Genomic DNA, 22,054 nt, shown 5'->3' with positions numbered 1-22,054 from the left:
CCGGGGTGGGTCAGTGGTCGCGCAGGAGGCTGCCGGCGCCCTCGACGCGGTCGGTGATGCCGTTCTCGCGCAGGGCCATCCACCAGGTGGCGGCGTTGATGGCGATGACGGGCAGGCCGAGCCAGCGTTCGGCCTCGTCGGCGAGGCCGACCATGGAGAGGTTGGTGCCGCACTGGATGACGGCGTCGACCTCGCCGGCGGCGAGTTCCTTGACGGCGGCGCGCAGTTCGTCCTCGGTGACGTGGGCGATCGACACGGCGGTCGGGCACTTCAGGCCGATGATCTTGTCGACCTCGAAGCCGAGTTCGGAGAAGAAGGTCCTGACGTTGGCGTCGCCGACGGGCTGGTAGGGGGTGACGACGCCGATGCGGCGCGCCCCGTACAGCTTGAGGGCCCGCTCGCAGGCCTCCGCGCCGGTCGCGACCTGGAGGCCGGTGAGGTCGTGGATCTGCTTGACGAACTGGCGGTTGCCCTCGACGCCGCCCCAGAACGTCTCGGCGGACATGCCCATGACCATGTAGTCGGGCTCGCACGTCATGACGCGTTCGCAGGAGGCGCCGATCTCGTCGCGGATCTGGTCGAGGAGCCGTTCCATGCCCTCGTCGCCGGCCATGTTCTGGTCGCGGATGTGGATGCGGGAGAAGTGGGACGTGACGCCCGGGACGCCCATCCGGTAGAAGTCGGGCTCGACGATGGTGTTGGTCGAGGGCGCGATGACGCCGAACTTGCGGCGCCAGCCGAGTGCGTCGGTCATGCCGGGGTCTCCTGTTTCTTGGCCTCTTGGAGGGTGAGCACGCGCCAGGCGGCGAAGGCGAAGACCGCCTGGGACGCGGTGTTGATCGACTGCTCGATCCACTGGAGGGTGATCGTCTGGTGCTCCTGGCCGCCGAGGGGGCCGAGCGCGTACTGTCCGGCGATCCACAGCAGGAACAGCTTGTGCCGCCGGAACAGGTACACCGCCGCCGCGGTGCTGGTGCCGATGGTGAGGACGAGCATCGGCAGCGTGTCGCCGATCGCGAACGAGGTGGCGAGGCCCGCCATCCAGACGCCCGCAGCGGCGGCGATGGGCAGCCGCGGCTCCAGTGCCTTGACGAGGGTGAGGAACCCTGCCGACAGCAGCGGGAACAGCAGCAGTGGCATCACCCAGAGGTCGATGTCGGTGGCGGCGATGAGGAGTTTCCAGCCGCATTTGGCGAACCCGCCCAGTCCGAGCAGCAGTGCCGCCGTGCGGACCAGGCGGGTGTCGAGGTCGTCCAGTTTGGACAGCAGCAGGACGCCGGTGACGGTGAGCGCCACCGGCACGAAGTCCTCGGCCGCCAAGGGGACGGTGTACTCGATCTGGCTCATGAGAACAGGTCCCGCTTGCGGAAGCCCGCCGTGGCGAACCGGAAGGCGATCTTGCCGCCGGTCAGCCACGCGACCCGGCCGCCGTTCTTGACGCCCTTGAGGATGCCCTCGGCGAGGAACGGGGTGACGGTCTCGACCTTGTCGGCGAGGATGTTGAAGATCTTCTTGGTCTTCTCCAGTTCCTCGGGCGTGTAGTCGTTGGTCAGCAGGTCGGTGAGGACCATGCCGGGGGACAGGTGCGCGGCCTTCACCGGGGTGTCCTTCAGCTCCTTGGCCAGGCTGTCGGTCACGTAGGTGACCGCGCGCTTGGTGGCGCCGTAGGCGGTGAGGTTGGGCATGGTGCGGCCGTCGCTGCCGAAGCCCTCCATGTTCCAGACGGTGCCGGAGCCCTGCGCGAGCATGTGCTTGACGGCGACGGCGCTGCCGTTCATCACGCCGAGCAGGTTGGCGGAGACGACGGTCTCCAGTTCGGCCACGGGCAGGTCGGCGAGGTGCTTGCGGGAGGTGGTGACGCCCGCGTTGTTCACCCAGTGGGCGACCGGGCCGAGTGCGGCGGCCTTCTCCCACAGGGCCTCGACCTGGGCGCGGTCGGTCATGTCGCACACGACCCCGGTCGCGCCGAGTTCGGCCGCCGCCTCGTCGACGCCGGAGCGTCCGCAGATGACGACGGTCGCGCCGCGTGCGATCAGCTCCTTGGCGATGCCGCGCCCGATGCCCCGGGTGCCTCCGGTGACGACGACTACCGCCATGTCAGGACTCCGTGGATGACGCCGGACAGCCGGTTGCCCTCGAACACCTCGTAGTTGACGGCGAGGGTCTGGCCCGCGCTCATCCCGGGCGTCGCGTCGATCATGAACTCGCGGCCCTTGATCTTGACGATGTCGGTGAAGTGGACGCTGGGGAAGTTCGCCCGCCCGAAGGCCTGGGAGTTCCCCCATGCCTCGGGGCCCTCGTAGAACAGCTTGGTCCCGTCGCGCCGCTGCTCGACGGTGTAGGACCGCTCGATCGCGCCGGACCAGGTGACGTGCGCGCGGGTGCGCAGCAGGTCGATCGGCTCCAGCTCCAGCGTCACGGTGACGTCCCCGATGAGCTTCTGGTCGGGTCCCCACAGCTCGCAGACGCCCTCGTACCCGCCGGCCTGCTTCGTCGGCAGGATGAACGGGACGGGCCCGTTGCGGGTCTCGGCCGCCAGGTGGGCGGGGATGTCGTAGTCGGGCGACGACGGCCGCTTGTACACGCCGTTGAAGCAGCCGACGACGGTCCAGCCCTGGTACAGCACCGACGAGTAGACCTGGGTCTCGCCGTCGGGCAGGTTGTGGTTCCAGGTGTTGAGGTCGACCTGCCAGCCGGGCCCGTAGTAGTGGGCGTCGACGAAGCCGCCGTAAGGCTGGCCGGTGCCGTAGAAGTCGGGGCCGGTGTAGACGCGGTCGGCGTCGGAGTCGATGACGCCGAAGGCGAAGGGCGCGCCGAGCCGGAACTGCCCGGCGAGCTTCCCGCCGCCTTCGAGGCCGCCGTCCATGTAGTACATGGTCTTGCCGTCCTCGAAGACCGAGGAGCGGCGGATGTCCTCGTACCCGCACCAGACGCCCTGGCCGTCGAACAGCGAGGGCCGTCCGTGCCACTCGCCGGCGATGCGGGTCTGCCACTCGCTGGGTTCGCTCACAGGTCGACCTCGTTGCTGATGAGGTGCGCGCGCAGCCGGTCGGAGGCCTCCTGGCCGACGAGCCGGGTGACGTTCGCCCACACCGGGTCGACCTCGGGGCTGAACAGGTAGGAGCGGTTGAGGGCGTCGCGGGCGGCGAGGTCGGTGTCGTGGAGGGTGGCGAGGACCGCGTCGGAGAAGCCGCCTTCGACCAGGGACTTCCAGTGGCCGAAGTAGTCGTCGACGAAGGTGTCGACCTCCTTGAACTGCTCCTCGTCGGCGCGGTGCACGAGCATCCAGGACGACATCATCGCGTACTGGCGCGGCCCGATCGCGGCGCGCGAGGCCCCGAAGACCTCCTTCGACCGGTCGAACGCGGGCGTCAGCGGCTCGAAGGCGGCGTCGAGGTAGTCGAGGTGGGCGGCGAGGTCGGCGCGCGGGACGAGGTCGAGGTGGAAGGCGAGCTGCCCGCCGGCCGAGACGGAGTCGAGCGTGAAGTGCGGGACGGGCGAGTCCGACGGCAGGAACGCGAAGATCATGTGGCTGTCCATGCCGATCTGCGGCACGACGAGCCCGATCGAGACGACCTTGGCCAGCTTCGTGCCCGTCCGGACCTCGAGCCGTCCGACGGGGTCGGGCCCGAACGATCCGGCCAGGTCCTCGGCCAGGACGAGCTTGAGGTCGTCGATCTCCTCGATCTTGGCGAGGGTCCGGTCGAACAGGGCCTTGGGGAGAGAGGTCACTGCTGCCCTTCCTTGGCTTCGGCTTCGCCGGCGATGATGGAGTCGTCGACGCGGGGGTGCTCGCCGCGGGCCTTGTGCACCCAGGCACGGGCGAGCGCGGGGTTGTTCTTGCGGGCGGGCGAGGCGATGACGGTGGCCTCGCGGCGCGGCACGTCGCCCACGATGCGGTCCTCGTCGCCGAGCATCCAGCCCTTGTCGGCGAGTTCCTGGCGGCGGCGGCGGTAGTGCACGGCGATGAGGTCGGACTTGACGTGCAGTTCGGCGGCGAGGTCGGCGGGCAGCAGCTCGGGGCGGGTGCCGTCGACGACGGGGGCGTCCTGCTCGAAGATCCGGTAGATGCGCTTGAGCGCGTTGGCGTCGGCCCAGTCGGCGGTGAAGAAGTCGCGCAGGGCGACGAACTTCACGAGGGTCTGGGTCTCGCTGATCGGCACGTTGCTGTCGTAGATGATGATGTTGCCCATCGGCAGCCGCACGTGCAGCTTGATCATGTTGGGCAGCATCCAGCCGGCGCTGGTCTCGACCGGCGGGCGCTCCTTGAGGTTCTTGTTGCTCCCGCCGGTGATCTTGCCCCAGATGCCCTTGGGCTTGGGCGGGTACAGCCGGACGGTGGCGAACGCCGACCACTCGTCGGGCATGTTCACCTCGTACTCCTCCACCTCGGGGCGCTCGGGGTTGCCGAACGCGCCCGCGTGGACGAACGGGGTGTGGGAGATGTCGCAGCCGTTCTCAAGGATGCGCTCGTAGTTGGAGTTCCAGAGGTACTCCCCGTAGACCGGCTTCCACCGGCCGCCGTCCTTCTTCAGGTCGTCGAACTCGGGCCAGACGGGGATCGGCGGGCGCTCCTCCTCGGGCAGGTCGCCGAGGAAGGCCCAGACGAGCCCGTAGCGCTCCTCGGTCGGGTAGGAGTCGACGCGGGCCTTCTTGGGGATGCCGCGGCCTTCGAGGTTGGCCGGGATCTTGGTGCACTCGCCGCCGGGCTCGAACTCCCAGCCGTGGTAGGGGCAGACCACGCAGTCGTCCTTGATCCAGCCGCCCGACAGGGCCGCGCCGCGGTGGGCGCACAGGTCGGACAGGCAGACGACCTGGCCCTTGGACGTCCGGTAGATCACGAAATCCTGGCCCAGGCAGGTGATCTTCTTCGGCTTCGTCGTGATCTCGTGCGAGAACTCGACCGCGTACCAAAAGTTCTTCAGCATCTATCGCTCCAGCAGTTCTACGGAGCCCGGCGGGTTCTTCCGCACTCGCTCCAGTGGTTCTGGGTCGTCCTTGAGGAGGGCGTCCAGGAAGGCGGTGAGCACTTCCAGGTAGTCGCGCCTGCTCTTGGCCGGGTCCCTTGAGGGCTCCATGTCGAGGAAGGCCCGCGCGGCGGTCGGATCGACGGGGTCGGCGACCGTGAAGTGGTTGGCTCCCTCCAGGACGGCCAGGTAGTGGCCGGTGCCGGGGAGCGCCTCGGTGAAGGTCCGGCTGACGGGGTCGGCGTTGCCGTCCTGCCCGTAGCGGTCGCTGCTGCCGAGGATGACGCCGTCGCGGTCGCCGACGGCGAGGAAGACGGGGGTGTCGACCTGGGCGGGCAGCACGGTTCCGGCGGGCCAGCCGAGCATGGTGGCGACCATGGTGTGCGTGCCGTAGCCGAACACCGCCTTGATGCCGGGGAAGAACCTGGCGGACTGGAGGGCGACGGTGCCGCCCGCGGAGTGGCCGCCGAGCGCGACCCGGTCGAGGTCGATCGCGTCCTTGAGCAGGTCGACCCCGGCGAGCGCGTCGAGGATCGCGGGGACGGCGGGGCAGGTGGGCCGGGTGCCGTACGTGCCGGGCTTGGCGGCCTCCAGGTCGACGCCGGGGGTCAGTCCGACCTGGCCGCCGAACAGTTCGGCGATCCGGTCGAAGGTGGCCACGATGTAGCCGGCCTTGGCGATCTCGATCGCGAGGGTCCGGTAGGAGTCCTGGGCGACGTTGACGCCGGAGATGAAGACGACGACGGGGAACTTGCCGGGCGCGGGCGGGAAGACTCCGCTGAGCCTTTCGGCGTCGGTGCCCTCGGCGATGGCCGGGTAGTAGACCTTGAGGTGCGCGGTGTCGAACGGCGGCTCGCCGTGGGTGCGGGCCGCCGTCCAGAGGGACCTGATGAGGGTGCTCACGGGCGGGGCAGTTCCCGGTCGCCGCCCCACAGGGCGCGGACGAGCTTCTCGGTGAGCTCCTCGCCGAAGAAGCGGACGCCCATGGAGTTGGCGGGGTCGCGCTCGGCGATGTTGCGGCGGATCGTCAGGTCGGTCTCGCGCAGCGCCGCCCGCTCGTCCTCGGGGACCTCCTCGGCCTCGTCGACCCAGGCGAGCCAGCGGTCGACGTGCTCGCGCGCCCACTTCTCGACGGCCTGGAGGTTGTCCTCCGACAGCGGGAAGGAGTAGCAGTTGGCGGTGGGGGAGAGGCTGGTGCGGATGAAGGCGGCGGGGCTGGTGAACCAGGTGAACTCGGGGTTGTCGTCCTTGAACTTCAGCCACGGCTCGTTGACGGGCGCGTAGTACTTGTCGTAGTACTCGCCGTCGATGACGAGGGAGACGCGCGGGACGGAGTCGACGTAGAACCAGCCCTCGGGCCAGACGAGCAGGGCGATGCCGAGGTGGGGGACGCGGATGTGCGGGCCGAGCCAGACCGTCAGGTGGAGGTTGGCGAAGCTGGCGGCGGGGTTGCCGAGCCAGGAGTGCACCATCCAGTCGATCTCGGGGCCGGAGTAGGCCGAGACGCGTCCGCCGGGACCCTCGGGGTAGGTCCCGTAGGACTCCAGCTCCAGGGTCGACGGGTCGCGGGTGGTCTCGAACCGCGCGTCGATCTTGGCCTTGAGCTCCAGGAGCAGGGCCTGGTAGCGCTCGAACGTGACCGTCACGTCGGTGACGGGCCGGCTGTCGAGCATCTGCTCGACGGACTGGATGGTCTCGCTGCTCATCTGTATCGTCCGTCCTGGTTCGGAGGGTTTTGGTTCGCTAGGGGAAACACTGTTTCCATTCTTGAGCCGCAGGGGTGAGCTGTCAACGCTCACGGCGTTACGGTGCGGTTTCCGTCCCGATCGGGCCGCGCCGATCGGGACGTGCCGCTCAGGTTGGACCGCTCAATGCCTGACCGCTCATGAAACCGGAGCGGTCAGGCCGGCGAGGGAGTGCCAGGCGCGGCCGTTCACGAGGTCGGTGTTCTTGGAGACGAAGCGGTTGACGGCCTGCGCGGGGTGCACGACCGCGTAGGTGACGCCCAGGCCCGTCTCGGTGATGATCGGGTGGCTGATCCGGCCGGTGAACGGGCCCTCCCAGGCCGTCCAGAGGGTGAAGTCGCCGGTGAGGTCGAGGACCTGGCCGCCCTCGGTCCAGGCCGAGACGACGTTCAGCCGGTTCTCCGCGGCCCGCTCGGGAAGGCCCAGCTCGGTCTCCCACGCCTCGCCCGAGGCGCGCGGCACGGCCACCACGTCGGCGTCGGCGATCGCGGCGAGCCGGAACGTCTCGGGCGTCACCGCGTCGTCGCCGACGACGACGGCGAGGCGGCCGAACGGCAGCGTGAAGACCTCCACGGCCTCGCCCAGCCGGGTCGCCCACGGGGTGCGGGCCGAGGCGTGCAGCTGGAGCTGGGCCCCGGCCTCGCCCTCGGCGGACACCACGAGGCCGACGTGCGCGTCGCCGTCCCGGACGCTGGTGACGGCGTGGGCGGAGGTTCCGGACAGCGCCTTGGCGAGGTCGGCGGCGACCTCGTCCCGCTCGGCGTCGCCGAAGGCGAGTTCCGGGAGCACGATCAGCTCGGCGCCCGCGGCGGCGGCCTCGGCGGCCTTCGCGAGCGGGTCGGCGGAGGCGACCACGGCGACCTTGGCGGCCTCGGCCCCGGCCGGCGCGGTGCGCGCGACGGGCGCGGAGGCGATCGGCCCGTACAGCTCGGGGCGGCGGCGGGCGAGGATGTCGGTGCCGTCGCCGCGCACCTTCAGGTCGGCGGCCGAGACGTCGATGTCGGCGACGGCCACGGCCTCGCCGGTGCGCGGCGCGCGGGCCAGGACGGTGCCGTCGGGGGCGACGATCTGGCTTTCGCCCGCGCCGTGCAGCCACTCCTCGGGGACGCCGAGCTTCTCGGCGATCGCGGGCAGGTGCGCCTCGGGCAGCAGGGAGCCGACCTTGTTGGCGGCGATCACCCACACCTTGTTCTCGGCGGCGCGGACGGGGATGTGCAGGCTCGCCTCGTCGGTGGCGAAGGAGTTGAGGCTGTTCAGCAGGAGCTGCGCGCCGCGCACGGACAGGTCGCGGGTGACGTCGGCGGTGACGCCCTCCATGCAGGCGTACAGGCCGATCCTGCCGACGGGCGTCTCGACGATGGGGCCGGGGGCCTCGCCGGGATTGAGGTGGTCGCCTTCGGCGCCCATGAGGGTGAGCTTGTCGGACTGGCCGAGCAGTTCGCCTTCGGGGCTGTACAGGAGGCTGGTCGCGGTGGTCCGGCCGCCCTCGCGGGCCAGTGTCACGTTGAGCTTGACGTACGCGCCGTGGCGGGCCGCGCGCTCGGCGATCGCCTGGAGGAAGGGGCCGTCCAGCGTGCAGGCTTTACGGTGAGCCGTAACTCGGCTTTCATACCAGGACAAATGATTGCAAAACTCCGGTAGCACGATGAGTTCCGCGCCCTCCGCGGCGGCGGCGTCGATCATCCGGAGACAGGCCGCGAGGTTGGCCTCCACGTCCTCGCCGGCGGCGAACTGGACCGCCGCGACCCGCAACTTGGCCGACATGGTGAGCCCTCCTGGTTCCTCTAGCGAAACGCTGTTTCCAAAACATACAATCAGTGCCACCCGTTGGGAAGAGATTCCGGAGAGCTGGAGAGCCGCCTTGCTGACCCATGTCGTCCTGATGAAGTTCACCGACCCCGCCGACGCGGCCAAGGCGAAGGAGCTGCTGGAGGGTCTCGTACCCGGTGTACCGCAGATCCGGAAGCTGACCGTCGGCATCGACGTGGTGCGCGCCGCGGTCTCCTGGGACCTCGTCCTGCTCACCGAGCACGCCGACCTGGACGAGCTCAAGGGCTACCAGGAGCACCCCGCGCACCTGGAGGTCGCGGGCTGGCTCCGGCCGCGCCTGGCCTCCCGCGCGACCGTCGACTTCTGAGGCGCCTCCCGCGGGAACCCCCGCGGGAGCGCGTCCGGGCAAGGCGAAGGCCGCCGCGGTGTTTTCCCGCGGCGGCCTTCGGGTGTTCTCGGGGATCAGGAACCGGCCAGCGTCTGGAGCTCGCCGGAGGCGATCTTGCTGTCGTAGTAGGAGCCGCCCGGGTAGTAGGCGGCGGTGGTCGTGCCCTCGAACTGGTCGGTCAGCCAGGTGACGGCCAGGCTCTGGAGGATGGCGACGTTGGCGGGGTTCGAGGTGCCGCAGGCGAGGGTGCCGATCGCGTCGGTGGACGCGCCTTCGGCGTCGACGTGCGATCCCGTGGTCAGCCGGGCCCCGACGAACGGCCGGTCCAGCTCGGCCTGGACGAGGTCGGTGCCGGACCCGGAGCTGTTGCAGGTGCCGTCCGCGCCGGAGACGGTGAGGATCGGCTTGGTGGTGGTGTTGAGGCCCTGGAGGCCGGTCTTGAGGTTCGAGCCGATCACCGCGTTGACCGGGTCGAGCAGGACCAGGCCGCGCAGGTTCGCGAAGGTCGCCGGGTAGTCGGTGCGGACCCGGTTCGCCACGTAGGTGACGGCCTCGCCGCCCGCGGAGTGGCCGGAGAAGACCAGCTTGGTCGGCAGGGTCAGCTCGGGCCGGTTCGCCGCGGCCTTGGCCTTGGCGAAGCTCGTGGCGAGTTGGCCGCCGGAGCTGGCGGCCTGGCCGAACAGCTTGCCGATGTTCGCCATGAAGTCGGTGTTGTTGCCGAGGTTCTGGAGCGTGCAGCCGAAGAGGTTGGCGATGGGCAGGCTCGGCGCGAACGCGACGTAGCCCTGGGCGGCGTACTTGCCCGCGAGGTCGGCGACCGCGTTCTTGGAGCGGGCGAACCCGTGCTGGAGCCAGACGAGGCCCTTGGGGGTCCCGGCCGGCAGGTACCAGTCGGCCGGCTGGTCGAGGGTGGTGAAGGCGCAGCTGATCTTGACGGTGGTCTGGACCCTGGTGACCGCGACCGCCGAGGCGGAGGAGGCGGGGGCCAGGACGGCGGCGGCGAGGGCGGCCGAGGACAGAAGAGCGGCCAAGCGCATGGAGCACACTCCCAACGTTCCGTGATGCGAAACGACGTCGCCGTTTCTTGGCCCTCATTAGCGCCCGAAGTGACCCGGTGGTCAACCAGGGGCTGGAACGCGGTTCGGTAACGATGGGATCAAGGCGTCGCGAGAGGCTTGGGGTCTAGGTGGCCTCCTCTTAGTTGACTCGCTGTGATCGGATGGAAACGCTGGAGGCATGACGACGCAGGCGGGGCCGATCAGCGATCCGGAAGTCGACGAGCTGTTCAAGGGAGTGTTCACCGCGCCTCCCGAAGACCCCTATCCGGCCTACCGGCGGCTGCGGGAGGCCGCGCCCGTCCTGCGCTCCGGCGACGGGGCGCTGGTGCTGTCCCGGTTCGCCGACTGCGACGCGGCGCTGCGGCACCGGGCGTTCGGCAAGGGCGACGAGCAGCTGGGCTTCGGGATGGCCGCCGAGATCGGCGACGAGGTCCGCAAGGCCCGCCAGAGGTACGGGCGGACCATGCTCATCACCAACCCGCCCGAGCACACGCGGCTGCGGCGCGCGGTCAGCGCCGCCTTCACCAACCGGCACGTGGAGGAGCTGCGGCCGCAGATCGCCCGGCGCGCCGACGAGCTGCTCGCGGGGCTGGCGGAGCGGCCCGGCGCCGACTTCCTCGAAGGGCTCGCGCTGCCGCTGCCCGTCAACGTCATCTCCGACCTGCTCGGGGTGCCCGAGGAGAACCGGGAGCCGTTCACCGCGCAGGTGCGCACGATGCTGTCGCTCATGGAGGCCGACGAGGGAGCCGACGGGTTCCGCGCCGCGATGAAGGCGCGCGAGGACCTCGGCGACTATTTCGGCGCCCTCCTCGAAGACAAGGCCGCCCGTCCCGGGGACGATCTGCTGTCCCGCCTCGCGACCGCGCCCGAAGGCGAGCGGCTGACCCGCGACGAGATGATCTCCACCGCGCTGCTGCTGTTCACCGCGGGCTTCGTCACCACCACGAACCTGCTCGGGAACGCGGCCTCGGCGCTGTTCTCCCGGCCCGACCAGGAGGCGATCCTGCGCGCCGACCCGGGGCTCGTCCCGTCGGCGGTCGAGGAGTTCCTGCGGTTCGACTCGCCCGTCCAGATCGACCTGCGCGCGGTGCTGGAGGAGACCGACTTCGCGGGCGCGCGGATGCGGCCCGGCGAGGTCGTCGTGACGGTCATCGGCGCGGCGAACCACGATCCGGCGATCGCCGAGCGGCCCGACGCCCTCGACGTCCGCAGGCAGGCCCCCGTGCACCTCTCGTTCGCCTCGGGAGTCCACTTCTGCCTCGGGGCTCACCTGGCCAGGGTCGAGGCCCAGGTGGTCCTGGAGCGCCTCTACAGCGCCGCCTACCCGTCCCTGGAGCCCGCCGGCGACCCCGTCCGCGCGTCCGGCCTCGCCCTGCGCGGTTTCAAGACCCTTCCGGTGACGCTGACGCGCGCGTAGCCCCGGCCTTCCTGCCTGGAAGGGGCGAGCCCCGGCACACGATGAGGCCGTGTGTCCGGGGCTCTTGCCCGGTGTGCCCTGGTGAGGGCACAACCGGGGTTCCCGGCCGAACGGGCGCGTTCGAACGGCCGGGAGTCTCGGAGGGTCAGACGGGATAGGCGGCGGCGCCCATGCCGGCCCCACCCGCGCGGAAGGCCGCGGGGAGGTGCACCGCGCACGTCTGCGCGTATTCGGCGATGCCCTCGTCGCCGTACTCGCGGCCGAAGCCGGAGCGCTTCACGCCGCCGAAGGGCGCGCGCAGGGCCATGCCGGTCCGGCCGTGGGTGTTGACGAAGGTGAACCCGGCCTCGAAGCGCCGGGCGAACGCGAAGGCGCGGTCCTCGTCGGCCGACCAGACCGACGCGCCGAGTCCGAGCTCGCCCGCGTTGGCCCGGGCGAGGACGTCCTCTTCGTCCCGGTAGGTCAGGACGGGCACTACGGGCCCGAACTGCTCGTCGGCGACGACGGGGGAGGCGTCGTCGAGTCCGGTGAGCAGGGTCGGGCGCACGTAGTGGCCCCGGTCGAGGTCCACCGCGACCCGCCCGAGGGGGATGGGCTCGCCCAGTGCCGCAAGGCCGCGCAGCCGCTCGGCCGCCGCCGCGCTGATGACCGGGCCGACCGTGGTGTCCGGCCCGAGCGCGTCGCCGAGGACGACGGTCCGGGCCGCCGCCGCGACGTAGGCGTCCCGGAACTCGGCGAACCGGGACTCCGGCACGTACAGCCGCTTGGCGGCCATGCACACCTGGCCCGCGCTCTGGAACGACCCCATGACGAGCCGGTCCATGGCCGCGTCGGAGAGGTCGGCGTCGGCCAGGAACACCGCGGGGTCGTTGCCGCCGAGCTCCAGCACGACGGGGCTGAGCGCCCGGCCGGCCAGCGCCCCGATGGCGCGCCCGGCGGCCTCGCCACCGGTGAAGGCGACCTTGCGGACCAGTGGATGCGACACCAGCGCGACGCCCGCGTCGGCCTCGCCGTGCACCGCGTGCACGAGCCCGTCGGGGAACCGCGCGAGGATCCGCGCGATCGCCAGCGGGGCCAGCGGAGAGGGCTTCACCACGATGGCGTTGCCCGCCGCGAGCGCCGGGCCGACCTTGAGCAGGGTGAGGATGACCGGCGCGTTCCACGGGGTGATCGCGCCGACGACCCCGAACGGCCGCCGCCGCAGCAGCAGCCGCCCGGAAGGATCGTCGGTGACGGCGTCGGCCAGCACCCCTTGCGCCCGGGAGGCGACCCACCTCAGGTAGACGCCCGCGAACCGGATCTCGCCGCGGCAGTCCGCGAGGGGCTTGCCGCTCTCGCGGGCGAGCAGCCCGGCGAGCGCCTCATCGTCCTCCAGGGAGCCCGCGACCCGCTCCAGCACCGCCACCCGCTCGGCGACCGGGAGCGCGGCGAAGGAGCGCTGCGCCGCGTCGGCCGCGCGGACCGCCGCGTCGACGTCCGCCGCCGAGGAGACGGCGACCTCCCCGACGGTCTCGCCGATCCGGCTCGGGTTCTCGACCGTGATCGAGCCGCTCACGCCACGCCTTCGACGGAGCGCAGCGAGGCGATCATCGAGGTGCGCAGGAGGTGCGCCCGCTGGCGGACGGGGTCGGCCGCCAGCTCGCGCAGGCCCGCCTTGTGGGTGTCCGGATCGCGCAGCTGTTCCCAGTTGGAGTGGGTGATCTTCTGCACGAACGACTTGGCCACGTCGCGGCGCTTCGCGCACGCCTCGTCCAGCGGCCCGGTGCCCTCGCCGGCCGCGACCGCGCCGAGCGCGGCGGTGATCGCCACGGCGTCGTGGATGCCGCTGTTGAGGCCCATCCCGCCCAGCGGGTTGTTGACGTGGGCGGCGTCGCCGATGAGCACGGCCCGCCCCGTCCGGAAGTCCGACGCGACCCGCTGGTGCACCCGGTAGAGGGTCGAGTGGGCGACCTTCCACTCGGTGTCGGCGACGCCGCGCAGCCGCTCGGGCAGCCGGGCCAGCTCCACCTCGTCGGGGGTGTCGTCGGGCGTGGGGAACAGCACCCGCCAGTGGTCCGGCGTGCGCAGCAGGACCAGCCACTCCTCGGGGTCGAACACGTAGTTCACCGCGGCGATCCCCGGGATGAGCGTCTCCAGGTCCTCCTCGGTGGAGGCGACCAGGAACCGCTCGGGGTAGGTGATCCCCTCGAACTCGACGTTGAGGGCCTTGCGGACGCGCGAACTCGCCCCGTCGGCGCCGATCAGCCAGTCGCCCGTGTAGCGGGCGCCGTCCTCGGTGATCGCGGTGGCGGTCTCGGAATCCTGCACGACGTCCACGACGGGAGCGTCGAAGACGACCTCGCCGCCTTCTTCCCGGAGCATGTCCAGGAGGATCGGCGTCAGCTTGCTCTGCTCGCACTGCACCCGGTACGGGTACGGCGTGTCGTGCGAGAGCAGCCGCAGGTCCAGTTCGGCGACGACGCCGCCGCTCCGCTCCCGGTACTGGAACGTGTGCGACACCAGGCCCCGCGCCATCAGCCGGTCGAGCGCGCCGAGGTCGGCGAGCATCTCCAGCGTCGGCGGGTGGTAGGTCGAGGCGCGGGACTCGGCCGCGAGGCCCGGTCCGGCCTCCAGGACGGTCACCGCGAACCCGCGGCGGGCCAGCCCGACGGCCGCGGTCAGTCCGACGGGCCCGGCCCCGGCGATGACGACGCGCATCACGCCTCCCGCGAGTGCAGCGCGAAGCCGCCCTCGGTGCCGACGACCCGGGGGTTGGTGAAGAACCGCAGCGTCTCGGCGGTGCCCTCCTCGCCGAGGCCCGAGCGGCCCCAGGCGGGGCGGGGGGCGAACAGGTGGAGGCTCATGATGCTGGAGCCGTTCACCTTCACCTCGCCCGCGCGCACCTTCCGCGCGACGGCGAGGGCCTCCTGCTCGTCGGGCCCGAACACGTAGGCCTCAAGCCCGTAGGAGGTGCCGTTGGCGAGCGCGAGAGCCTCCTCGACCGTCCCGTAGGGATGGACCGTCGCGACCGGGCCGAAGATCTCCTCGACCGCCTTGTCCGCGGGCACCCCGGTGACGAGCGCCGGAGACAGGAAGTTGCCTTCCTCGGCGACCTTCAGCGACGTGTGGACCGTGCCGCCCAGCTCCGCGCGCTGCGCCTCCACGAGGGTGCGGTGCGCCGAGTGGACGAGCGGCCCGAAGTCCGTCGCCTCGTCGAGCGGGTCGCCCGGCTTCAGCGTCGCGAGCCGGTCGAGGACGGCCGCGACGATCGCGTCGTGGTCCTCGGCCGGGACGATGAGCCTGCCCAACGCGCGGCACCACTGGCCGTTCAGCGTGGTCAGGAGGTCGACCGCGGCGCGCGCGGCGACCGCGGTGTCGGTGCCCGGCAGGATGACGAGCGGGTTGTTGCCGCCCAGCTCCAGCTGGACCGGCTTCACGCCCGCGCCGCACGCCGCCGCGACCGCCGCGCCGCCCTTGGCCCCGCCGGTGAACGACACCGCGCGGACCCGGGCGTCGAGGGTGAGCTTCCCGCCGACCGAGGCGTCGCCCTGGACGAACTGGAACACCCCGTCCGGGACGCCCGCCTCGCGCAGGGCCCCGTCGATGACCTCGGCCATGAGCTGGCTGCCGTAGGGCACGTACTCGCTGGCCTTGAGGATCGCCGGGCAGCCCGCGGCGAGCGCGTTGGCGACCTTGTGCGCGCCCATCGGCGCGGGCGCGTTCCACGGGGTCAGGCACAGGGCCGGGCCCCAGGGCAGCAGCAGCACCTCGGTGTCGCGGCCGTCCTCGCGCTGGAGGGTGCGGGTCAGCCAGCCCTCGCGGAGCTGGCCCGCGGCCAGCAGGAACGAGCCGGTGATGATCATGCCGAGCGGCAGGGTCTGCCGGATCGGCACGCCGGTGGCGAAGGACTCCAGCGCCGCGATCTCCGCGACGCGCGGCTCCAGCGCGGCGGCGACGGCCTCCAGGGCGGTCGCGCGCTCTTCCGGCGTGGTCGCCGCCCAGGCGTCCTGGACGGCGTCGGCGGCGGCGAGCGCCTCCTCGACCCGCGCGGGGGAGGTGGCCAGGGCCGGGCCGAGCCTCTCGCCGGTGAGGGGGTTCTCCCGGACGAGGGCGAGTTCGATCTCCGCGTCGCGCCACTGCCCGGCGACGAGGTCGCGCAAGGGGTTCGGCGTCACTTGTTCACGCTCGCGAACAGCTCGTTCTCGCGGTCGTCGGTGATCATCGAAGCGGCCTCCAGCCTGCCCCGCTCGGGCGGGAACGTCATGACCAGCGCCATCGACAGGTCGCGCAGACCGCGGCCGATCACGCCGTCCATGGTGGCGGCGGAGGTGCCGCAGGCCTTGAACGCGCCGACGACGACGTCGAAGCAGGCCTCGGAGATGCTCCCCTTGGCCAGCCGCCACTGACGGTACACGTCGGCCTTCGGCAGCAGCGGCGGCTCGGAGGTCTCCAGTTCGAGCTGGCGGCGCAGCCAGTGGTAGCCGGTCTCCAGGCGCTCGGTCATCTCGCCGATGATCACCTGGTGCATGGGGGAGCTGGCGATGGACTTGCCGGTGTCGGCGAAGCGCTTGCCGGTGAGGCGCTCCAGCGCGTAGTCGTAGACGCCCTGGGCCGCGCCCAGGTAGTTCGCCATGATGGCGAGCTGGTTGCCGACGAAGCTGCCGCGGCTCATCTGGAGCATCTTCACGAACGAGCCGGGGACGGTGAGGGCGTCCTCCTCGGCGACGAACACGTCGGTGAGGGTGATGCCGTCGTTGGCCGAGGCGCGCATGCCCAGGCCGTTCCACTTGTCGCGGGAGGCGACGCCGGGGGACTCGCGCTTGACCAGGAACAGCGACAGGCCGTTCGCGTCGGTGGTGTCCGCGACCTTGGCCGTGACGAGGTAGATGTCGGCGACGCCGGTGGCGCAGCCGAAGGACTTGACGCCGTTGAGCTTCCAGCCGCCCTCGACGGGCTCGGCCGTCGTCGCGATGGCGATGTTGGCGCTGGAGCTCTTGACCTCCTCGCTGGCGAAGTTCGCCAGCCAGGTGCCGCCGGCCATCAGGGTGAGGACCTTCTTGGCGAACGCCTCGACGACCGGGTTCTCCTCCTCGGAGAACAGCCCTGCCTCGATCGCCTCCAAGGGGAGCAGGCCGCGCGAGGCGCTGGTGTTGTGGAAGAAGTAGGCGAGCGCCGTCGACGGGCAGGCCGAGCCGAGCGTGAAGGTGGCCCCGGCCAGGTCGCGCAGGCCGCCGCCGAGGCCGCCGAACTCCTCGGGCACGATGAGCCCGAGGATGCCCGCCTCGCGCATGAGGGCGATGTGCCCGATCGGGAACTCGCCGAGTTCGTCGGCCTTGGCCGCAGCCTCGCGCAGCGCGGGAAGCACGCTCTCGACCTTCTCCATCCGCGCCTTCTCGGCGTCGGTGAGCTTGGTCAGCAGCTTTTCGGCAATGAGTGTCATATCGAGGTCCTTCCGAGTCGATAGGTACGGCCGGGCAGGGGAGACCCGTATGCCGTCTCCAGGTCGGCCGCCGCCGCGACCAGGGCGTCCCGGTCGGCGGCGCTGGCCACGTCCAGCCGGGTCGCGAGGAAGAGCACGTCGACGGCGCACAGGCCGTCGTCGAGCCCTCCGAGAGTGACGTCGAAGTGGCGCACACCGCTCTTCATGGCGGTGAGCGCGTTGGCCAGGCCGAGCCCGGCGTTCTCGGCGAGCCGCACCCGCAGCGGCACGTCGCCAGCCACGGCGACGGCGTCGCGGAGCAGCTCGCGCAGGTGCAGCGGCGAGGCGGGTTCCGCGCCCTCGTCGAGGGCGATCTCGGCGCAGCCCGCGGCGACGAGATCGGCCACGGCCGCCACGGAGGCGTCGCGGTTGCCCGGCGAGAAGGCGTCCGGGACGCGGCCGACGGCCTGGGCGCCCTTGGCGCGCGCCGCGCTCACCAGCCGGTCCGCGCCGCCGGCGTCCCGGTAGCGGAACTCGACGGTTCCGGTCTCGGGGAGCACGTCGTCCTGCCCGTCCACGAGGGCCGAGTGCAAGGAGGCGTCCGGGAAGGGCGCCGCGCCGATCCGGGTGCGCAGGCCCGCCTTCTGGACGGCCCGCAGCAGGTCCTCCGACGGCAGCCCGCGCCGCTCCAGCGCCGCGGCCAGACCGGTGTCGGCGAGGCCGATCTCGGCGGGCAGCGGGTCGGCGAGCTGGCCCCAGGACCGGGAGTGGAACAGCAGCGGGCCTGTCGCGCGCGGGGTCTCGGCGGCCAGCACCTCGCCCACGAAGATGGTGTGGTCGCCGCCCGGATAGGCGTGTACGACCCGGCAGTCCAGCCAGCCGAGCGCGTTGGCGAGGACCGGGGCGCCGGTGGCGGCGGTGGCCCAGTCGTGGCCCGCGAAGCGCTCTTCGGGCGCGAGTCTCCCGGCGAAAGCCTGCCCGAGGTCCGCCTGGTCGCGGCCGAGGATGCTGATCCCGAACAGCCCGCTCTCGGAGATGAGCCGGTGGCTGTACAGGTTCTTGTCCAGGCACACCAGGACGAGCGGCGGATCGAGGCTCACGCTGGAGAACGAGCTGGCCGTCATGCCGTGCCAGGTCTCACCGGAGGTGGTGGTCACCAGGACCACGCCGGTGGGCCACTGGCCGAGCACGGATCTGAAGGTCTCGGCGTCGACCGCCACCTGAGCCCCCCTCGTTTCGCTTATGGAAACACTGTCCCGCAGAAGGTAACAACGTCGAAGAGCGGGTGTCAACGCGTTTCCCGTGATGTTTCCCATAAGGAAACGTTCTGGCCTACACTGCCTCCGTCGGATCATCTGAGGAGGAGTTGAACCGTGCCGAGGACCGCGTCGAAGCCCGGCGAAGAGCCCGAGGGCCAGAGCCGATCGATCGCCGCCGTGGAGCGTGCGATGGACGTGCTGCTGCTCTTCGGCCGCAGTACGCGGCCGGACCTCGGGGTCACCGAGATCGCGACGGAGCTGGGGCTCACCAAGGCCGCCGTCCACCGCATCCTCACCGCGTTGCGCAGCAAGGAGCTCATCACCGTCGACCCGGTGACCCGGCGCTACGCGCTGGGCCACGCCGCCATCTCGCTCGGCCGCGCCTACATGGCGCGGATGGACCTGCGCGCGATGGTCGGCCCGGAACTGCGGCTGCTGTCCCGCCAGACGGGCGAGACCGCGACCCTGTCGGTGCGCCGCGGCGACACCCGGATGTACGTCGACCAGGCGGTGCCCAACCAGGAGCTGAGGATGGAGGTCAGCCTCGGCATCCCCTACCCGCTGCACGCGGGCAGCTCCTCGAAGGCGTTCCTCGCCTTCCTGGACGAGGCCGAGGTCTCCGGATACCTCGCGCGCCACCCCCTCAACGCCCTCACCGACAAGACCATCGTCGCCGAGGACGCGCTGCGCACCGAGCTCGCGGGCATCCGCAGGCGCGGCTACGCGACCTCGCTCGGCGAGCGCCAGGAGGGCGCCGGCTCCATCGCCGCGCCGGTCTTCGACCACGACGGGCGGGTGCTGGCCGTGCTCAGCGTCTCCGGCCCCGCGACCCGCTTCAAGAGCCATATGAAGGAGTACGCGCCGATCCTCATCGCCGCGGCGTCCCGGGTCTCGGCCCAGCTGGGCTTCCCCGAGCACTGAGCGGCGGGCGCCGGGCGGCGCGGCGGGCGGGAGCCCCCGCGCCGCCGCGCTTGCACGTCCGCCCACCGGTCAGAGGTTCGCGCCGGGCTTGAGCACGCCGAGGACCGCGGCGATGAGCACGCTCGCCCAGATCCCGAACACGAACGGCACGCAGCCGTCGATGGAGCGCTTCAGCACCGACTCGGTCTCCGGGGTGCTGCCGTGCTGCATGAGCGCGCCGAAGGCCGGGCCGAACGGGCGCAGCATGATCCGGATGCCCAGGCCGCAGGCGATCGCCAGGGCGTAGAAGAACACCTTGCCCGCCAGCCACTTCGGCTCGGTGGTGACGCCGAACGGCTCGGCCGCGAAGAACGTGTAGCCCGCCATGCCGAACAGGGTGGCGATCAGCCCGATCCGGATCGTCCAGTCGGCCCTGCGCACCCACGGGTACTTGCCGTGCGTGCGGTGGTCGATGATCGTCGCGGCCAGCCAGCCGAACGCGAACAGCCAGGTGAGCAGCACCAGGGGCCACGTGAAGATCTCGTGTCCGCCGATGTTCGCGCCGTGCGGGTCCATCGCCATCAGCGTGACGCCCGACGGCAGGAACAGCACGAGCGTGATCTTCGGCCCGAGGTCGAGGCCGCTCATGATGTTCAGCGCCGTCGCCCGGGACGCCGGGGCGAGTTCGGGCTTGAGGACGAACCTGCTGGAGTAGTACACGCCGAGGTCGCCGCCGAGCCAGAACACGAACAGCACGATGTGCAGGACGATCCACCAGCCGTACGGATGTGGTCCCATGGTCAGTCTCCGGAGGTGAGGGGGCCGACGCGCGGCGCGTCGCCGAGCCCGGTGACCGCCGCGGCGAGGGCCTCGGCGGCGGGCTCGCCGACCGCGCGGGCGGCGTTGAGCAGGAACTTCGCGCGCAGGTCCGCGGCGGGCAGGGGATGGCCCGGCCCTCCGCGCGAGGAGTCGACCCGGTGCTCCAGCACCGCGCCGCCCCGGGTGGTGACCCGCAGGACCGCCGCGAAGGCGTTGGGGAAGATCTCGCTCGCCCGCTCGTCGGCGAAGCAGGTGACCTTCGCGGCGAGCGCGAGCCGGGCCGGGTCCTCGTGCGCGCCCTCGGCGAAGTCGTCGAGGTAGACGCCGAGGCCGCCGCCGCCCAGCAGGGCCGTCGCGATGGTGAACGGGCCGGAGAACTTGCCGTGGTAGGGCGAGCGCGGCCGGGCCTTGTCCTCGGGCGGCTCGGCGACGGTCCGCAGCGTCGGCGCCGGGAAGCCCGCCTCGATCGAGACGACGTCGGCGGGGTCGAGCCCTTGGGCGCGCAGTGCGAGGGCGCAGTCGATCGCCGGGTGGGTGAAGTGGTTGGTCGGGTAGGGCTTGTAGACGGTCCGGGTGGTCTCCCACCGCTTGCCCAGCCCTTCCAGCAGAGGGGCGGCGTCGTACTGGCCGCTCAGCCACGCCTGGAAGAACCCGAACCGCCCTTCGATGACGGTCGGCGGGCCGGTCACCCCGGCCGCGGCGAACCCCGCGGCGGCGACGCCCCCGTGAGCCGCCCATCCGCAGTGGATCCGCTTGACGGTGCCGCCCGTCCGGTTGGCCTCCAGCACACCGGAGCCCATGCTCGCGGCGATCCCGACGGCGTCGGCGACGCCTCCGGCGTCCAGCCCGTAGAGCAGGGCCGCCGCGGCGGCGGCGCCGAGCGTGCCGCAGATCGACGTGGCGTGCTGGCCGCGCTCGAAGAACACCGAGTTGCGGATGCCCTTGTCATAGGAGGCCATGCCGAGCCGGTCGCAGATCTCGATGCCCGCCGCGACCGCGGCGAGGAGGTCCCTGCCGCTCGCGCCGACCTCCTGGGCGACGGCGAGGGCCGCGGGCACGACGGACGCGCTCGGGTGCAGCACCGACGGCAGGTGGGTGTCGTCGAAGTCCAGCGCGTGCGCGTAGGTGCCGTTCACCAGGGCGGCGTTCGGGGCGGGCAGGACGACGTCGGTGCCGAGCACCTCGGACGCCCCGCCGGTCCCCCATCGGGAGGCGGTCTTCAGGACCGCGTTGCCCGGGTCCGTCTCGGCGGTCTCCTCGGCGCGTCCGGCGAGGCAGTTGCCCGCGACGTCCAGGATGCGCTCGGAGACGTCCTTGGCGACCTCGGCGGGGATGCCTTCGTCCCGGCAGGCCGCCGCGAACTCCGCGAGCGCCTGGACATGGGTCTTGGCGTTCTCACTCACCGGCCACCGCCGGGCCCGCGGTGCCGTTGGCGAGCACGGCCAGCGGACGGACGGGCGCGCCCGTCGCGCCGACGATGGGGAGGGGGTTCAGCACGAGGAGGAACTCGCGGACGCCCGACTCCAGCAGCGGCAGCAGCCGCATCGTCTCGATGATGTTGATGCCCGACTCGACCAGCAGGATGCGGTGCACCGGCAGCAGGGCGTGGCCCTTGCCGGGCGCGAGGTGCTCGAAGGCGATGGTCTCGCCGCCCGCGGCGCGCACGCCGAGCCCGGCGAGCCACGCGCCCGCGGCGGCGCCCGGCCCGGGGACGCCGTCGCGGGCGCCGATGAACCTCTCCGGCTCGTCCCAGTGCCGGGACCAGCCGGTGCCGATGAGCACGACGTCACCCGGGTGGATGTCCAGCCCGGAGGCGGCCTTCTCCAGGTCGTCGACGGTGACCTCGTAGCCCGCGGGCAGCACCGGCACGCCGTGGACGGCGGCGACGTCGAGCAGGACGCCCCGGCCGACGTAGGGGGTGAAGGAGTCGATGCCGCCCTCGGCGAATCCCCGGTGGTCGGCGACGGCGGGGGAGCCGCCGTGCACGAGCCCGTCCTGGGAGACGTGCGCGAGCGCGTCCACGTGGGTGCCGACGTGCCCGCCGGTGATGATGATCTCGTTGGCGGCGGAGCCGCCGTCGGCCCGGACCATGTCGCCGTGCCGGCGTTCCAGGAGCATGCGGAACGGGGGATGGTTGGGGGATTGCGGCATCCCCGTCTTCATCGGCTGGGCCAGGTCGAGGACCGTGGCGCCGGCCAGGTCGTTCCACAGCACTGTCGGTCGGCTCCTTCGCGGGGGCGGGGTGGACGCGGGGAGCGCGCCCCCGTGCCTCGAATGGAAACGACGTTACACGGTGGGGAACAGGTTCCGGAAGGTGGGCGAGGTCTCGTAGG

At 71.7% G+C, this 22,054-nt stretch carries 21 protein-coding genes; 3 read left to right on the top strand and 18 right to left on the bottom strand.

Features of this window, described 5'->3' with window-relative positions:
* Positions 1-10 precede the first annotated feature (10 nt).
* From ACYVOM_RS21720 to ACYVOM_RS21680, 9 genes are all read right to left on the bottom strand, one after another.
* Positions 11-754, bottom strand: coding sequence for a maleate cis-trans isomerase family protein (locus ACYVOM_RS21720; RefSeq protein ID WP_460305274.1), 744 nt, complete (start codon positions 752-754; stop codon positions 11-13).
* On the bottom strand, positions 751-1,347 hold the full coding sequence (locus tag ACYVOM_RS21715) for a hypothetical protein (protein WP_460305273.1): 597 nt from the start codon (positions 1,345-1,347) through the stop codon (positions 751-753). Before ACYVOM_RS21715 ends, ACYVOM_RS21720 begins: the two co-directional genes overlap by 4 nt.
* On the bottom strand, positions 1,344-2,096 hold the full coding sequence (locus ACYVOM_RS21710; protein WP_460305272.1) for an SDR family oxidoreductase: 753 nt from the start codon (positions 2,094-2,096) through the stop codon (positions 1,344-1,346). The genes ACYVOM_RS21715 and ACYVOM_RS21710 overlap by 4 nt, the downstream gene beginning before the upstream one ends.
* Positions 2,087-3,010 (bottom strand): hypothetical protein, encoded by a 924-nt coding sequence (locus ACYVOM_RS21705; RefSeq protein WP_460305271.1) that lies wholly within the window; start codon positions 3,008-3,010, stop codon positions 2,087-2,089. The genes ACYVOM_RS21710 and ACYVOM_RS21705 overlap by 10 nt, the downstream gene beginning before the upstream one ends.
* Positions 3,007-3,732 (bottom strand): hypothetical protein, encoded by a 726-nt coding sequence (locus ACYVOM_RS21700; RefSeq protein WP_460305270.1) that lies wholly within the window; start codon positions 3,730-3,732, stop codon positions 3,007-3,009. The genes ACYVOM_RS21705 and ACYVOM_RS21700 overlap by 4 nt, the downstream gene beginning before the upstream one ends.
* The gene (locus tag ACYVOM_RS21695) at positions 3,729-4,928 is read right to left on the bottom strand and encodes an aromatic ring-hydroxylating dioxygenase subunit alpha (protein WP_460305269.1); all 1,200 of its coding nucleotides are present in this window, start codon (positions 4,926-4,928) and stop codon (positions 3,729-3,731) included. Before ACYVOM_RS21695 ends, ACYVOM_RS21700 begins: the two co-directional genes overlap by 4 nt.
* Positions 4,929-5,870 carry an alpha/beta hydrolase family protein gene (locus ACYVOM_RS21690; RefSeq protein ID WP_460305268.1) on the bottom strand — a complete coding sequence of 314 codons (942 nt, stop codon included), beginning with the start codon at positions 5,868-5,870 and terminating at the stop codon, positions 4,929-4,931. It lies immediately after the preceding gene.
* On the bottom strand, positions 5,867-6,673 hold the full coding sequence (locus tag ACYVOM_RS21685; RefSeq protein WP_460305267.1) for an oxidoreductase: 807 nt from the start codon (positions 6,671-6,673) through the stop codon (positions 5,867-5,869). The genes ACYVOM_RS21690 and ACYVOM_RS21685 overlap by 4 nt, the downstream gene beginning before the upstream one ends.
* A 177-nt stretch (positions 6,674-6,850) precedes the next feature.
* Positions 6,851-8,476, bottom strand: a complete 1,626-nt coding sequence (locus ACYVOM_RS21680) for a nitrilase-related carbon-nitrogen hydrolase (protein WP_460305266.1) — start codon at positions 8,474-8,476, stop codon at positions 6,851-6,853.
* A 97-nt stretch (positions 8,477-8,573) separates the two neighbouring features.
* Between ACYVOM_RS21680 and ACYVOM_RS21675 the strand changes: the two genes are divergently transcribed.
* Entirely contained in the window at positions 8,574-8,849 is a 276-nt protein-coding gene (locus ACYVOM_RS21675) for a Dabb family protein (RefSeq protein ID WP_460305265.1), read from the top strand.
* Between the two features lie 95 nt (positions 8,850-8,944).
* Here the strand turns inward: ACYVOM_RS21675 and ACYVOM_RS21670 are convergent, their stop codons facing one another.
* A complete protein-coding gene (locus tag ACYVOM_RS21670) occupies positions 8,945-9,907 on the bottom strand; it encodes an alpha/beta fold hydrolase (protein WP_460305264.1) in 963 nt (320 codons plus the stop codon).
* A 199-nt stretch (positions 9,908-10,106) separates the two neighbouring features.
* Here ACYVOM_RS21670 and ACYVOM_RS21665 point away from each other — a divergent pair, with 199 nt between their 5' ends.
* The gene (locus ACYVOM_RS21665) at positions 10,107-11,345 is read left to right on the top strand and encodes a cytochrome P450 (RefSeq protein WP_460305263.1); all 1,239 of its coding nucleotides are present in this window, start codon (positions 10,107-10,109) and stop codon (positions 11,343-11,345) included.
* Positions 11,346-11,490: 145 nt separating this feature from the next.
* On the opposite strand, the gene ACYVOM_RS21660 is transcribed toward ACYVOM_RS21665, so the two are convergent.
* From ACYVOM_RS21660 to ACYVOM_RS21640, 5 genes are read right to left on the bottom strand one after another with little or no spacing between them, the layout of a single operon-like run.
* The gene (locus ACYVOM_RS21660) at positions 11,491-12,900 is read right to left on the bottom strand and encodes an aldehyde dehydrogenase family protein (protein ID WP_460305262.1); all 1,410 of its coding nucleotides are present in this window, start codon (positions 12,898-12,900) and stop codon (positions 11,491-11,493) included.
* Positions 12,897-14,042 carry an FAD-dependent oxidoreductase gene (locus tag ACYVOM_RS21655; RefSeq protein WP_460305261.1) on the bottom strand — a complete coding sequence of 382 codons (1,146 nt, stop codon included), beginning with the start codon at positions 14,040-14,042 and terminating at the stop codon, positions 12,897-12,899. Before ACYVOM_RS21655 ends, ACYVOM_RS21660 begins: the two co-directional genes overlap by 4 nt.
* A complete protein-coding gene (locus ACYVOM_RS21650; protein WP_460305260.1) occupies positions 14,042-15,499 on the bottom strand; it encodes an aldehyde dehydrogenase family protein in 1,458 nt (485 codons plus the stop codon). Before ACYVOM_RS21650 ends, ACYVOM_RS21655 begins: the two co-directional genes overlap by 1 nt.
* Entirely contained in the window at positions 15,496-16,764 is a 1,269-nt protein-coding gene (locus tag ACYVOM_RS21645; RefSeq protein WP_460305259.1) for an acyl-CoA dehydrogenase family protein, read from the bottom strand. The genes ACYVOM_RS21650 and ACYVOM_RS21645 overlap by 4 nt, the downstream gene beginning before the upstream one ends.
* On the bottom strand, positions 16,761-17,963 hold the full coding sequence (locus ACYVOM_RS21640; protein ID WP_460305258.1) for a flavin reductase family protein: 1,203 nt from the start codon (positions 17,961-17,963) through the stop codon (positions 16,761-16,763). Before ACYVOM_RS21640 ends, ACYVOM_RS21645 begins: the two co-directional genes overlap by 4 nt.
* Before the next feature lie 153 nt (positions 17,964-18,116).
* On the opposite strand from ACYVOM_RS21640, the gene ACYVOM_RS21635 reads away from it, so the two are divergent.
* Positions 18,117-18,923, top strand: a complete 807-nt coding sequence (locus ACYVOM_RS21635; RefSeq protein ID WP_460305257.1) for an IclR family transcriptional regulator — start codon at positions 18,117-18,119, stop codon at positions 18,921-18,923.
* Positions 18,924-18,992: 69 nt separating this feature from the next.
* Here ACYVOM_RS21635 and ACYVOM_RS21630 read toward each other — a convergent pair whose 3' ends face one another.
* The 3 genes from ACYVOM_RS21630 to ACYVOM_RS21620 are packed head-to-tail and all read right to left on the bottom strand — an operon-like array spanning position 18,993 to position 21,935.
* Positions 18,993-19,700 (bottom strand): hypothetical protein, encoded by a 708-nt coding sequence (locus ACYVOM_RS21630; RefSeq protein WP_460305256.1) that lies wholly within the window; start codon positions 19,698-19,700, stop codon positions 18,993-18,995.
* A gap of 2 nt (positions 19,701-19,702) precedes the next feature.
* Positions 19,703-21,124, bottom strand: coding sequence for an MmgE/PrpD family protein (locus ACYVOM_RS21625; protein ID WP_460305255.1), 1,422 nt, complete (start codon positions 21,122-21,124; stop codon positions 19,703-19,705).
* Positions 21,117-21,935 (bottom strand): cyclase family protein, encoded by an 819-nt coding sequence (locus ACYVOM_RS21620; RefSeq protein WP_460305254.1) that lies wholly within the window; start codon positions 21,933-21,935, stop codon positions 21,117-21,119. Before ACYVOM_RS21620 ends, ACYVOM_RS21625 begins: the two co-directional genes overlap by 8 nt.
* Positions 21,936-22,054 lie beyond the last annotated feature (119 nt).

It is taken from the genome of Actinocorallia aurea, from assembly GCF_054783995.1.
Note: the sequence above shows the minus strand (reverse complement) of the source record. Positions and strands in the feature narration are given on the sequence as shown.